Source organism: Clostridium uliginosum (assembly GCF_900112485.1).
Classification (GTDB): domain Bacteria; phylum Bacillota; class Clostridia; order Clostridiales; family Clostridiaceae; genus Clostridium; species Clostridium uliginosum.
The window spans coordinates 1-15,172 of sequence record NZ_FOMG01000031.1; the positions used below are offsets into that span (position 1 = coordinate 1).

Consider the following 15,172-nt stretch of genomic DNA (forward strand, 5'->3'; position numbering starts at 1 on the left):
ATTTGTCAAGTGTTAATTGAAAAAAGCAAGGTATATTTTTATACCTTGCTTTTTTTGAACAATATCAATGTCATTTCGTTAACTAAATGACATTGCATATTGGACTTGTTATTTTCCTTCATGTGCCTAAAATAAGAATTTTATTAAAATGATAAATCAAACAGCATATAATCAGCAGGAATAAGACTATTAAAAAGAAAAAAGTTTATCAAAATGATAAAATATTATTAAAGTGATAAATTTCCTCTTTTTGTATTATATAAAATTAGCTTAATTATTAGAAAGTTAAAAGAAATAGGTAAAAACAAGTATCTTAATTGGCATAGGTATTGCTTTTACAATATTTGTAGGAAAAATTGTAAACGTATAATGAATGTTCTAATATGAGGGGGAGTTTTTTATGGAATCAAAGGGGAAGTCTTTACTTTTTCAATTTGAGGGTAAGCCAACATTAAAAGAGGTAGTTCCATTAGGATTACAACATGTTGTAGCTATGATTATTGGGTGTGTTACTCCAGCTATAATAGTAGCAGGTGTGTGTGATCTAAGCCCACAAGATAAAATTTTACTTGTTCAATCATCATTATTTTTTGCAGGAATAGCAACTTTAATTCAACTTTTTCCTATGTTTAGGGTAATTGGATCAAGGTTGCCTATAATTATAGGGACAAGCTTTGCATATGTACCAACATTAATGGCAATAGCTGGTGAATTTAATATTGCAACAATTTTTGGTGCACAAGTAATAGGAGGAATAGTAGCTGTTATTTTTGGAGTATTTGTTAAAAAGTTAGTTAAATTTTTTCCATTAATAGTAACAGGAACTGTTATATTCTCAATAGGTTTATCATTATATTCAGTTGCTATTAATTATATAGCTGGTGGAGTGGGAAGTCCAACTTTTGGTTCACCTAAAAACTGGGGGGTTGCACTTATAACTTTATGTGTAGTAATATTTTTAAATTATTTTACTAAAGGGTCATTAAAACTTGCATCTGTATTAGTAGGAATTGTTGTTGGCTATATTGTTGCTTTATGTTTTGGAATGATTTCTTTTACAGATGTTCAAGCAGCAGGGTGGTTACAAGTACCAAAATTTATGCATTTTGGACTGAGCTTTAATGTTACAGCAATTATATCTATGATTATAATGCACATTGTAAATTCTGTTCAAGCAATAGGTGATTTTTCTGCTACTACTGGGGGAGCAATGAATAGAGTTCCTACAGATAAAGAACTTTCAGGAGGAATAATTGGTAATGGTATTAGTAGTATTGTGGGTGCATTTTTTGGAGGTATGCCTACTGCAACATTTAGTCAAAATGTTGGGATAGTAACGATGAACAAGGTTATAAATAGAAGTGTATTTGTATTTGCTTCAGTAGTTATTATAATATCAGGACTAGTACCTAAGTTTGCATCAATACTAACAAGTATTCCTCAATGTGTACTTGGAGGAGCTACACTATCAGTGTTTGCAACTATTACAATGACTGGAATTAAAATGATTTCATCAACTAAACTTACAGCTAGAAATACTGCTATTGTAGGTCTATCAATTGCATTAGGTGTAGGTATAGTTCAAGTTCCAAATGCATTAGCGTTATTCCCAGCTTGGTTTATATCAATTTTTGGAAAATCTTCAATAGTTGTAACTACATTAGTAGCTATAGCCTTAAATTTAATTTTACCAAAAGACGAGACAGAGTTAATAAGTGTTAATGAAGAACATAATATAAATAACCAATTATAAGTATATGGAGAAAGAGCTAATGGATTTAAGAAATTATATTTCAAAATCCATTAGCTCTTTTTATCTTAAGACCAAATATATGGCGCATCTTTGGTTTATTATTTTCTTTCATATGCTTTAGTTATTTTTTAAAATAAAAATAACTAATACTATAATAAATATTTAAAAAACTAGTGGATATACTTGGGGAAGCGTTGGAATTATATGGTATAATAGTGAGGTATAAAGATGAAAATAATAAAGTAAGGCTTAGTTTTAATATAGTGTTGATACTTATTTAGAGTTCTTAAGTTTAATTTCTTAGTCCATTTAGCTATATATAAATATCAACACGTTTTTTAAATTAAGAATAAAGTTAAAATTAAGACTAAAGTTAAAATAAATATTAAGAGGTAATAGGTGGATTGTGAAATGAAGATAAATTTAGTAGATATAAAAGGCATAATAAATAAATATTCTGTATTACTATCAAATTTGTTAAGAATAGATGTAGAGATAGTTGATGATAAATTAATAAGAATTGCCGGAACTGGAATATACGAAAAAAGAGTTGGAGAAAATATAAAAGATCAGGGGTATGTATATAAGAAGGCATTAGATACAGGAAAAACATTAGTAATAGAAAATCCAGGGGAAGATAGATTATGTGCTGAATGTAAAAAAAGAGGAAACTGTAATGAACTTATGGAAATATGTGTACCTATTAAATATGAAGAAACTACATTTGGAATAATAGGTTTAGTATGTTCTGATGAAGGTCAAAAGGAGAATTTAAAAAACAATTTAACTATTATGATTAAATTTTTAGAACAAATAGCTGAATTTATTTCAATTAAAGTAATAGAGCAAAATGAAATATTGGAGAATGAAAATAATATTAAATTTTTTAGAGAAATAATAAATGCTATAGATGATGGAATTATAACTGTAGATAGAAAAAATGAAATTATAAATGTAAATAATAATGCATTGAAGCTATTAAAAGTTAAACCAAGTATTTTAGGAAGTAAAATTAGTATAGAAGAAACAGATGAATATACGCCTAAAGGATATATGTATGATTTTAACATTGAAAATGAAAAATTTAGAATTATAGGAAAGGTAGTAAAAAACTATATTAATAATAAGGATTGTAATAAAATAATTATTTTTAAGGAATTAGTTAGTATTGAAGAAGAATTGAAAACGAATAGTATAACTTGTGATTCAACAATTGGACAAGCAGAGAATATAGTAGAACTTAAGAAGAAAATAAAAAAAGTCTCATATACTGATGCCACAATATTAATTACAGGAGAAAGTGGTACAGGAAAAGAGTTAGTAGCTAGGGCAATACATTCAGAGGGGAATAGGAAAAACATGCCATTTATAGCTATAAATTGTGGAGCTATTCCAGAAAATCTATTGGAAAGCGAACTTTTTGGATATGTCAAAGGCGCATTTTCAGGAGCAAGTTCTGCTGGAAGAATAGGTAAGTTTGAGCTTGCTAATAATGGGGTGATTTTCCTGGATGAAATAGGTGATATGCCACTATATCTTCAAGTGAAAATTTTAAGAGTATTACAAGAAAAAACAATTGTAAAAATAGGTTCAAATAAGTTAATAAATCTAAATATAAGAGTAATAGCAGCTACAAATAAAAACTTAAAAAAACTAGTTGATGAAGGTAAATTTAGAGCAGATTTGTATTATAGGTTAAATATAATTCCTATTGAGGTACCAAGTTTAAAGGACAGAGGAGATGATGTTATACTAATAACTAAAATGTTAATAGAAAAATATAATGCAAGATGTAATAAATACATACATACTATAGATAAAGAATTAATAAAAATATTCAAAGACTATAGTTGGCCAGGAAATATAAGAGAATTAGAAAATATAGTAGAATTTATGGTGAGTTTATCAGGAGAAAATGGAATAATTGGAAAATCTATGTTGCCAACATCATTTATACAAAGCTACAATGATGAACTTGCAAATAGAAGTGATGAAATATGTATGGATGATGACATAATTAAATTAAAGGAAATTGAAAAAATGTATATTAAAAAAGCTTTAGCTAAATATGGACATTCAACTAAGAGTAAAATAAAAGTAGCAAAAAAATTAGGTATAGGAATAGCTACTCTTTATAGAAAAATGGAAGAATAAAATATAATTTATCATTATGATAAATTATGCCTTATTATCTTAAACTTAGTGAACTAAAGTAAGTGCAAGCCTTAGGCACATGAAAGAAAATAACAAAATAGACAAGTATGTTGTTCTATTATTTTCTTTCATGTGTCTTATTATTTTGATAAAAACAATTATCAAAATGATAATTATTTAATTTAAAAAGAAAATAAGTAATTAAAATGATGTTGTTAACTGAGGTTTAGAAGGTATTTGTTATAAAAAACTAAGAAAATACTTTTTAGTTTTGGCAAGGAAATTGCTTATGTAATAGTTAGTGGTAATATGGGGAATAAAATTCTCATAAAACCAGTGATATAAAATAAATTTATATTATAAGCTATAAGGCACAATCAAAAAATAACAAGTCCATTTGCCAGCCTATTTTCCATCATGCTGCGTCGGCAAATTGACCTAATAGGCCCGCTATGAGGGCAATTTGTCTCCTTGCCTGATGAAAAATATCCATTGCAAATTTGGACTTGTTATTTATTTTCATGTGCCTAAAATATATAAAAAGGTGGGGAATAACTATGAATTTTGAACATATCAAGGTAAAAGCAGAAGGTTATGAAGTAGGAATGACAAAGTTTTTAAGGGACCTAATTGCTATACCAGGAGAAAGTGCTAATGAAGAATTAGTGATAAAAAGAATATCAGAAGAAATGAAAATGCTTGGGTTTGATAAAGTTGAAATTGATAATATGGGTAATGTTTTGGGATATATGGGAACCGGTGAAACTTTAATTGCTTATGATGCCCATATAGATACTGTAGGTATAGGTGAAATAAGTAACTGGACATTTGATCCTTATAAAGGATATGAAACTAAAGAAGAAATCGGTGGTCGTGGAGCTTCAGATCAATTAGGAGGAATAGTTTCTGCAACTTATGGAGCAAAAATAATGAAAGAATTAAATCTTTTATCTGATAAGTACACAGTATTAGTAACTGGTACAGTACAAGAAGAAGATTGTGATGGATTATGTTGGCAATATATTCATAATGAAAGTAAGATAAAACCAGAATTTGTTGTAATAACTGAACCAACTAATGGAAATATTTATAGAGGTCAACGTGGTCGTATGGAAATAAGAGTTGAAGTTAAGGGTGTATCTTGTCATGGCTCTGCTCCAGAACGTGGAGATAATGCAATTTATAAAATGGCTGATATATTACAAGAGGTTAGGGTGTTAAATGATAATTTACACTATGATGAATTCCTAGGAAAAGGAACTGTGACAGTTTCACAAGTATTCTACAATTCACCATCTCGCTGTGCAGTAGCAGATATGTGTGCAATTTCTTTAGATCGTAGATTAACTGATGGAGAAACTTTTGAATCAGCATTAGAAGAAGTAAGAAATCTTCCATTTGCTAAAAAATATAATGCAAAAGTAACTATGTATGAATATGAAAGAGCAAGCTGGACAGGACTTGTATATCCAACAGAATGTTATTTCCCAACTTGGGTAATACCAGAGTATGCACCAGCAACTAAATCAATGGTTGAAGCTTATGAAGGTATGTACGGAACACCATTAGTTGATAAATGGACATTCTCAACTAATGGAGTATCAATAATGGGTAGATATGGAATCCCATGTATAGGATTTGGACCAGGGAGAGAAGAAGAAGCGCATGCTCCAAATGAAAAGACTTGGAAGGCTGATTTAGTAAAATGTGCTGCTGTATATGCTGCTGTACCAACAATTTATTGTAAAAATAAATAAAGAAAAATAAGTGTATATTTTAAGGTGAATATTGATTTTTAGTATAAAGCAAATTCCAATGCCAGTTCGACCTTATACTATAAGATCAACATTATTAAAAATATAGCTATAAATAAAAATAAATAAAGAAGAAATATTGGAGGATTTACAATGAGTATAATGGATAAATATATTGATAAATTAAATACATTAAATTTTGAGAATATGCATGAGAATGATTTTATGCTAACTTGGGATAAAAGTAATGATGAGCTTGAGGCTGTTTTTACAATAGCAGAAGCTTTAAGAAATTTAAGAGAAAATAACATATCTCCAAAGATATTTGATAGTGGACTTGGAATTTCATTATTTAGGGATAATTCAACAAGAACAAGATTTAGTTTTGCATCTGCATGTAATCTTTTAGGTCTTGAAGTACAAGATTTAGATGAAGGTAAATCACAAATAGCTCATGGAGAAACAGTAAGAGAAACTGCTAATATGATTTCATTTATGGCTGATGTTATTGGTATTCGTGATGATATGTTTATAGGAAAAGGACATACCTACATGAAGAATGTTTCAGAATATGTTAAAGACGGAAACAATGAAGGAGTTTTAGAACAAAAACCAACACTTGTTAATTTACAATGTGATATAGATCATCCAACACAAGTAATGGCAGATACACTTCATTTAATAAATGAACTTGGTGGCATTGAAAATCTAAAAGGTAAAAAGGTTGCTATGACTTGGGCTTATTCTCCATCATATGGTAAGCCACTTTCAGTTCCACAAGGAGTTATTGGGTTATTAACTAGATTTGGAATGGATGTAGTATTAGCTCACCCTGAAGGTTATGAAGTTATGAGTGAAGTTGAAGAGGTTGCAAAGAAAAATGCAAAAGAATCAGGCGGATCATTTACAAAGACAAACTCTATGGAAGAAGCATTTAGAAATGCAGATGTAGTATATCCAAAGAGCTGGGCTCCTTATAGTGCAATGGAAAAAAGAACTGATTTATATGCAGAAGGAGACAAAGCTGGCATTGATGAATTAGAACAAGAATTACTTAAGCAAAATGCAGAACATATGGACTGGCAGTGCACTGAGGAATTAATGAAACTTACTAATGAAGGCAAGGCTATATATATGCATTGTTTACCAGCAGATATTAGTGGTGTAAGTTGTGATTCTGGTGAAGTTGAGGCTAGTGTATTTGATAGATATAGAAAATCTTTATATAAAGAAGCAAGTTTTAAACCATATATTATAGCAGCTATGATTTTCTTAAGTAAGATTAAAAATCCACAAGAGACTTTAGAAAAATTAGTGAAAGAAAGTAAAGTGCGTCACGTTGAATAATAATTAGTTTATTATTTGTTTCAGGATGACTAAGGCTCTTGTGGAAAAATCCATAAGAGCCTATCTTTCCTAAAACATAGATATGGAGATGAGAAATGTGAAAAAAAAGATTGTAATTGCACTAGGTGGAAATGCTCTAGGTAATACTTTGAAAGATCAGATGAATGCTGTAAAAACTACTGCTAAAGCAATAGTTGATTTAATTGAAGATGGAAATGAAGTTGTTATTTCTCATGGAAATGGACCTCAAGTTGGAATGATAAACATAGCTATGAGTGAACTTCATAACTTAGATTCAAAATATTCTATTTGTCCAATGTCAGTTTGTGTTGCTATGAGTCAAGGATATGTAGGATATGATCTGCAAAATCAAATTAAAGAAGAGTTATTAAATAGAAATATAAATAAAAGTGTAGCAACTATTATTACACAAGTTGAAGTAAATCCAGAAGATAAGGCTTTTAAAAATCCAACTAAGCCAATTGGCAGCTTCATGACAAAAGAAGAAGCTGAAGTTGCTATTAAAAATGGAGACAATGTAATTGAAGATTCTGGCAGAGGATATAGAAGGGTAGTAGCATCACCAAAACCAGTTAGTATTGTGGAAATAGGAACAATAAAGAGTTTAATTAAAGATGGTCAAGTTGTAATTGCTTGTGGTGGAGGCGGAATTCCTGTTATAAAAGAAGGGAATCATTTAAGAGGTGTAGGAGCTGTAATTGATAAAGATTTTGCTAGTTGCACACTTGCAAAGGAGCTTGAGGCTGATTGTTTAATTATTTTGACTGCTGTTGAAAAAGTTGCTATAAACTTTGGCAAAGAAAATGAACAATGGTTAGATGAAGTTAATGTAGCTAATATGAAAAAGTATTTAGAAGAAGGTCATTTTGCGCCAGGTTCCATGAGACCAAAAGTAGAAGCTGGAATAGATTTTGCTTCATCAAAAGAAGGCAGATATTCATTAATTACGCTTCTTGAAAAAGCAAAGGATGGTATAACTGGAATAACTGGTACTAGAATAAAGTATTAAGATATCTCTAAATAAAAGACTATGTTTTAAAAATAGTGTTGATATTGTATTTCAACATTCACTTAAAACATTGCCAAACAAAAATATAACGCTAATTTGGAGGGAAAATAATGGAAAATATAGAATGGAAAAAAAATACACTACCTAAAACTGATAATAAGAATTTACTAGATTTTTTAAGTAAAGAGGAAATAAGTAAAGCTAGAGATTTTCATAAAAGTTTTCCACAATATAAGGAAACACCATTAGTTAATTTAGAAAATTTAAGTAAGGATATAGGATTAGGTGGTATTTATATAAAAGATGAATCATATAGATTTGGATTAAATGCCTTTAAAGTATTAGGTGGCTCTTTTGCTATGGCAAAGTATATGGCACAAAAACTAAATAAAGATATATCTGAATTACCTTATGAGAAGTTAATTTCATCGGAGCTAAGGGAAGAGCTTGGAGAAGTTACATTTGTAACGGCTACAGATGGAAATCATGGAAGAGGGGTTGCTTGGACTGCAAATAAGTTAAAGCAAAAATCAGTTGTTTATATGCCAAAGGGATCATCAAAAACAAGGTTAGAGAATATAAGAAAAGAAGGAGCAGAGGCTTCTATAACTGATATGAATTATGATGATGCGGTAAGACTTGCAGCAAAATATGCAAGTGAAAAGAATGGAGTAGTTATACAAGATACTGCATGGGAAGGTTACGAGGAAATTCCAGCATGGATAATGCAAGGCTATGGAACTATGGGGCTTGAAGCATTAAACCAATTAATTGAATATGGAGTTGAAAAGCCAACTCATATCTTTATACAAGCTGGTGTAGGTTCTTTGGCAGGCGGAATTCAAGGGTTCTTTGCTTCTGTATTTAATAAAGATTGTCCAAAGACAGTAATAGTAGAATCAAATTTAGCAGATTGCTTATATAAATCAGCAGTAGCTAATGATGGAAACCTAAGAGCAGTAGGTGGAGATATGCAAACAATAATGGCTGGTTTAGCTTGTGGAGAAGCAAATACAATTGGATGGGAAGTTTTAAAGGAATATTCTGATACCTTTGTTTCATCTCCAGATTATGTTGCAGCAAATGGTATGAGAATACTTGGAAATCCATTAAGAGGAGACAAAAAGGTTATTTCTGGTGAATCAGGTGCTGTTACTTCAGGATTACTTTATGAAATAATGAAAAATGATAAATATAAGGATTTAAAAGAATCATTAGAATTAGATGAAAATTCAAAAGTACTACTATTTAGTACCGAGGGAGATACAGACCCTGAGAAGTATAAAGAAATAGTTTGGAAAGGCCAATATAACAAATAAAAAATTATAGTTAAAGAGGGTGGCGTAATGCTATTAGTTGGAAATGGAAGGGTAATAACTCAAGATAATAAAAATCCCTATTTAGAAGATGGTTGTATTGCAATAAAAGATAATATTATTTTAGAAGTTGGTAATACAGATGAGCTTAAAGGAAAGTATGAAGATTATGAGTTTATAGATGCAGAAGAAAAAGTTATAATGCCTGGATTAATAAATACTCATCATCATATATATAGCGCATTTGCAAGAGGACTAACATTAAATAATCCTCCAGCAAAAAGTTTGATTGATATTCTTGAAAATGTTTGGTGGAAAATAGATAAAAAATTAACTTTAGAAGATGTTAAATATAGTGCTTATACAACTTTAACTGAGTGTGTTAAAAATGGAGTTACAACAGTATTTGATCATCATGCTAGTCCTATGTCAGCAAGTAGAAGTTTGTTTACTATAGGAGATGCAGCCACTCATTTAGGTATTAGAGGAGTTTATGCCTACGAAGTTTCCGATAGAGATGGAGATAAAATCCTAAATGAAGGCATAAAAGAAAACGTTAACTTTATTGAAGCTTCAAATAAAAGAGAAGATGATATGGTAAAAGGTATGTTTGGAATGCACGCATCTTTTACGCTTAGTGATGAAAGTTTAAAAAAGTGTGTAGATAGTATGAAAGGTCTTGACACAGGATATCATATTCATGCAGCAGAAGGAATCGATGATTTGAATCATTGTTTAAAAAACAACAGCAAGAGAGTAATAGAAAGATTATATGATTTTGGAATATTAGGAGAAAAAACAATATGTGCTCATTGTATTCACATAAATAAACGGGAAATTGGTATTTTAAAAGAAACTAATACTAATGTAGTTAATAATCCAGAATCTAATATGGGCAATGCTGTTGGGTGCGCCCCAGTAATAGAAATGATGAAAAATGAAGTAGTAGTTGGTCTTGGCACTGATGGATATACATCAGATATGTTTGAATCAATGAAAGTTGAAAATATAATTCATAAACATAATTTATGTGATTCTAATGTAGGGTTTGTAGAAACTAATAAAATGCTATTTGAAAATAATAGAAATATAGCAGGAAAGTATTTTAATAAACCACTTGGAATATTAAAAGAGGGTGCATATGCTGACTTAATAATTGTTGATTATAATCCATTAACACCAATGAGTGAACAAAATCTAAATGGCCATATATTATTTGGAATGAGTGGAAGATGTGTAGATACAACAATTATTAATGGTAAAGTTATAATGCAAAATAGAAAAATTATTACATTAGATGAGAAGAAAGCATTTAGTGAATCAAGAAAAATAGCACAAAAATTATGGGAAAAGTTAAAATAAGAGATTAAGTTTATATAAAGTTTTATAGGGGGAGTAGTATTATGGCAAATTTAAAAGTTAATATACTCGGAATGAAGTTTAATAACCCAATATTTACAGCAGCGGGACCTGGTGCAAAAGATGGAGAATTATGCGTTTTAGCAGTAAAGGGCGGTGCAGGTGGATTAGTTACAAAAACAATTTCTGAAAATCCAGCACCAGTGCCAAGACCTTGTATGGCAAAAACAAATGCAGGTTTTTTAAATACAGAACTTTGGTCAGAGCTACCAAAAGAACAATGGGTAGAAAAAGAGTATAAAAGAGCAAAGGAAGCAGGAGTTCCAATGATAGTAAGTATGGGATATTCTGCAGACCAAATAAAAAAAGTTGCACCTTTAGTAAGACCATATGCAGATGCTGTTGAGTTATCAACTCATTATGTTGGAACTGATGTTGGTCCAATAGTTGAATCAATGAAGGCAGCTAAAGCAGCACTTGATTGTCCTGTATTTATGAAAATGAGTCCTCATACAGATATTCAAAAAATAGCAAAAGCATTAGAAGATGCAGGAGCAGATGGACTTGTAATGATAAATTCTGTAGGACCTTGCATGGCCATTGATGTGGAAACTGGGTATCCAATTATGGGTAGTGAAAAAGGATATGGATGGTTATCAGGATCATCAATAAAACCAGTAGCTATTAGAAATATTTATGATGCTTCTAAGGTAATAAATATACCAATAATAGGAGTTGGGGGAATTACTTGTGGAAGAGATGCTGCAGAAATGTTAATGGCAGGAGCACAATCTGTACAAGTTTGCACAGAAGCGATTTTAAAAGGAACAGGAGTTTATGGGAAAATTGCTAATGAGTTAAATGAGTTCTTAGATAGTCATGGATATAAAGATGTAAATGAAATAATTGGACTTGCTCACAAAAAAGCTGATGAAAGAAACTTTAGAACAGAATCAATAGCACCTACGGTAAAACAAGACATTTGTATAAAATGCGGACTTTGTAAAACAAGCTGTGTATATGATGCAATAGAAGTTGGAAATGAGCTAATTATTGATAGCAAGAAATGTTTTGGTTGTGGATTATGTGTAACGAGATGTCCGAAGAATGCATTATCAATGCAATATAACTAAATTGGAAATTAGGCACATCTTTGATCTATTATTTTCTTTCATGTGCCTTAGTAGCTAAAATGCATATTTTTCAATTTGAGAGGTGATAAATAATGTTTGAATTCACTGTGAATGGAGAAAAAAAGATAACAGATAAAAGTAAAAACCTATTAAAGTTTTTAAGAGAAGATTGTGATATTACATCAGTTAAAAATGGGTGCTCAGAAGGTGCTTGTGGAACTTGTATGACTTTAGTAGATGGAAAAGCAATAAAAGCATGTTTATTAACTACAGAAAAAATTAATGGTAAAGAAATTAATACTATAGAATCTCTTACAGATAGAGAGAAAGATGTATTTGCTTATGCATTTACTGAAGCTGGTGCAGTTCAATGTGGATTTTGTATACCAGGTATGGTAATTAGTGCAAAAGGATTATTTAATAGGAATTTAAATCCAAGTAGTGAAGAAGTCAAAAAAGCTTTAATGGGGAATATATGCAGATGTACAGGATATGTGAAAATTGAGGAAGCAATTTTAATGGCAGCTAAAATACTAAGAGAAAACAAAGCTGTTCCAAAGGTAGCATGTAAAGGTTTAGTAGGAGAAAGAATGGGAAGAATTGATGCTCATGATAAAACATTAGGAATTGCAGAATATACAGATGATATAAGATTTCCAGGAATGATATATGGAGTTGCATTAAGAACTAAATATCCTAGAGCATTAATAAAAGCTATTGATATAAGTGAAGCAGAAAAGCTCGATGGTGTTGTGAAGATTGTAACCGCTAAGGATATTCCTGGTGAAAGATATTTAGGGCATATAAAAAAAGATTGGCCAGCTTTAATTGATATAGGAGAGGAAACTAGATATTTAGGAGATGCATTAGCCTTAGTAGCAGCAGAAAGTGAAGAAATAGCAAGACAGGCTATAGATATGATAAAGGTAGATTATAGTGAGCTTAAGCCAATAACATCACCAGAAGAAGCATTGAAAGAAGATGCACCTAAAATACACAAAACAGGAAATATATTATCACATGAGCATTTGATAAGAGGAAATGCAGAAGAGGTAATTGAAAAATCAAAATATAAAGTAACATATAAATATAAAGTTCCATTCACAGAGCATGCATTTTTAGAGCCAGAGTGCTCAGTAGCAGTATCTAATGGAGATCAATTAATAGTATATACTGGATCTCAAAGCATATATGATGACTTACGTGAAATTAGATCTTTATTAGATATTGGAGAAGATAAATTAAGAATAGTATCTAAGTATGTGGGTGGCGGTTTTGGTGGTAAAGAAGATATGAGTTGTCAACATCATGTAGCATTATTAGCCTATATTACTAAAAGAACTGTTAAAATTTGTTTATCAAGAAAGGAAAGTCTTATAGTAGATACAAAAAGACATGCAATGGAAATGGAATTAATAACATCTTGTGATGAAAATGGTATATTGACAGCAATGAAAGCAAAGATTATTGCAGATACAGGAGCTTATGCATCACTTGGAGGACCAGTACTTCAAAGAGCATGCACACATGCAGCAGGACCTTATAATTATCAAAATATAGATATAGAGGGGACTGCAGTATACACCAATAATTGCGTGGGTGGTGCTTTTAGAGGATTTGGTGTTACCCAATCTAATTTTGCTACAGAATGTAATATAAATAAATTAGCTGAAATGGTTGGAATAGATCCTTTTGAAATGAGAGTTATAAATGCAATTAAATCAGGGCAAGTTCTTCCAAATGGACAAATAGCGGATGAGGGAACAGCATTAATCGAAACATTAGAAGCAGTTAAAGATGTTTATTATAAAAATAAGGATAGAGCAGGAGTTGCTTGTGCATTTAAAAATGCAGGTATAGGAGTAGGACTACCTGATATAGGTAGATGTAAGTTGAAAGTGGAAAGTGGAAAGATACACATAAAAACATCAGCAGCATGCATAGGACAAGGGCTTGGAACTATACTAGTGCAAATAGTTGGAGAAGTAATAAATGTGAATGCTTTGAAAATAGTTCATGAAATGCCAGATACTAGAATTACTCCAAATTCAGGAACAACTACAGCTTCAAGGCAAACAGTCTTTACTGGAGAGGCAACTAGATTAGCTGCACTTAAGTTAAGGGAAGCATTAATGAAAGAAAGTTTAATTGAATTAGAAGGAAGAGAATTTATAGGTGAATACTCAGGTATCACTGATAAAATGGGAAGTGAAAAAGAAAACCCAGTAAGCCATGTTGCCTACGGATTTGCTACACAAATAGTTATTTTAGATGAAAATGGAAAGCTAGATAAAATTGTGGCAGCTCACGATGTAGGTAAAGCTATTAATCCTAGGAATGTAGAGGGACAAATTGAAGGTGGAGTAGCAATGGGGCTAGGTTATGCTTTAACTGAGGATTATAAGTTAGATAAATCTGTGCCTAAAGTAAAATTTGGAACACTTGGTTTATTAAGAGCTAATCAAGTTCCTAAGATTGAATCTGTTATTATAGAAAAAAACATTAAAGAGTTATCATTTGGATCAAAAGGTGTTGGAGAAATAACCTGTGTTCCTACAGCAGCAGCAGTTCAAGGAGCTTATTATAAGTTAGATGGAATATTTAGAACAGAACTGCCACTAAAAAATACATTTTATAAAAAAGCAAAAAAATAATATAGAAAAAGGAGATTTAATATGAATAAAATAATTAATACACAAAATGCACCAGAAGCAATAGGACCATATTCACAAGGGGTAATTATAGACAATTTAGTATATACATCTGGACAATTACCTATAAATCCTAATACAAAAGTTATGGAAACAGAAATAAAACATGCAACTAAGCAAAGCTTAGAAAATTGTAAGGCTATTTTAGAAAGTGCAGGTACAACTCTTGACAATGTAATTAAAACTACAGTTTTTGTAAAAGATTTAAATGATTTTTCAGCAATAAATGAAGTATATGCACAATATTTTACAAAAAACTTTCCCGCAAGAAGTTGTGTGCAAGTAGCAAAATTACCAATGGATGCGGTAATAGAAATAGAGGTAATTGCTACATTACTTTAAAATAGTGTTGATATTGTAGTATAAAGCTCATGGACAGGGGAATTCATATAGGAAACTCGACTCATATGCATTCGCTGAGTAAGTTCGAGAAACAAAATATAAAATTTTGACTCTTACTTAAGAACTCTAAAATAAAGCTTAGTCCAATTAATGCATGCTCCCAATCAAAGATTGTGACAAGCAATTAATTGGACAAATCTTCAAGGAAACTCGATTCATGTACATTCGCTGAGTAAGTTCAAAAACAAATTCCAATGCCGTTCGCCCTTATAC

The 15,172-nt window shown here is 30.7% G+C and carries 10 protein-coding genes; all 10 read left to right on the top strand.

Annotation, left to right across the window (positions count from 1 at the left end; genetic code table 11):
* Positions 1-400 precede the first annotated feature (400 nt).
* On the top strand, positions 401-1,753 hold the full coding sequence (locus BM027_RS15365; RefSeq protein ID WP_090093767.1) for a uracil-xanthine permease family protein: 1,353 nt from the start codon (positions 401-403) through the stop codon (positions 1,751-1,753).
* 411 nt (positions 1,754-2,164) lie between these two features.
* A complete protein-coding gene (locus BM027_RS15370) occupies positions 2,165-3,907 on the top strand; it encodes a sigma 54-interacting transcriptional regulator (RefSeq protein ID WP_090093769.1) in 1,743 nt (580 codons plus the stop codon).
* A 557-nt stretch (positions 3,908-4,464) separates the two neighbouring features.
* Positions 4,465-5,664 carry a YgeY family selenium metabolism-linked hydrolase gene (locus BM027_RS15375; protein WP_090093771.1) on the top strand — a complete coding sequence of 400 codons (1,200 nt, stop codon included), beginning with the start codon at positions 4,465-4,467 and terminating at the stop codon, positions 5,662-5,664.
* A 150-nt stretch (positions 5,665-5,814) separates the two neighbouring features.
* On the top strand, positions 5,815-7,008 hold the full coding sequence (gene ygeW, locus BM027_RS15380; protein ID WP_090093773.1) for a knotted carbamoyltransferase YgeW: 1,194 nt from the start codon (positions 5,815-5,817) through the stop codon (positions 7,006-7,008).
* 97 nt (positions 7,009-7,105) lie between these two features.
* Positions 7,106-8,038, top strand: coding sequence for a carbamate kinase (gene arcC, locus BM027_RS15385; protein ID WP_090093775.1), 933 nt, complete (start codon positions 7,106-7,108; stop codon positions 8,036-8,038).
* Between the two features lie 110 nt (positions 8,039-8,148).
* Positions 8,149-9,357 carry a diaminopropionate ammonia-lyase gene (gene dpaL / locus BM027_RS15390; RefSeq protein WP_090093777.1) on the top strand — a complete coding sequence of 403 codons (1,209 nt, stop codon included), beginning with the start codon at positions 8,149-8,151 and terminating at the stop codon, positions 9,355-9,357.
* Between the two features lie 27 nt (positions 9,358-9,384).
* Positions 9,385-10,716 (top strand): putative aminohydrolase SsnA, encoded by a 1,332-nt coding sequence (gene ssnA, locus BM027_RS15395; RefSeq protein ID WP_090093779.1) that lies wholly within the window; start codon positions 9,385-9,387, stop codon positions 10,714-10,716.
* Between the two features lie 41 nt (positions 10,717-10,757).
* On the top strand, positions 10,758-11,846 hold the full coding sequence (locus BM027_RS15400) for a 4Fe-4S binding protein (RefSeq protein ID WP_090093781.1): 1,089 nt from the start codon (positions 10,758-10,760) through the stop codon (positions 11,844-11,846).
* A 92-nt stretch (positions 11,847-11,938) separates the two neighbouring features.
* Complete coding sequence (xdh, locus tag BM027_RS15405; protein ID WP_090093783.1) at positions 11,939-14,500, top strand: selenium-dependent xanthine dehydrogenase; 2,562 nt, start codon at positions 11,939-11,941, stop codon at positions 14,498-14,500.
* A 21-nt stretch (positions 14,501-14,521) separates the two neighbouring features.
* Positions 14,522-14,899 (top strand): RidA family protein, encoded by a 378-nt coding sequence (locus tag BM027_RS15410; protein ID WP_090093785.1) that lies wholly within the window; start codon positions 14,522-14,524, stop codon positions 14,897-14,899.
* Positions 14,900-15,172: the final 273 nt, after the last annotated feature.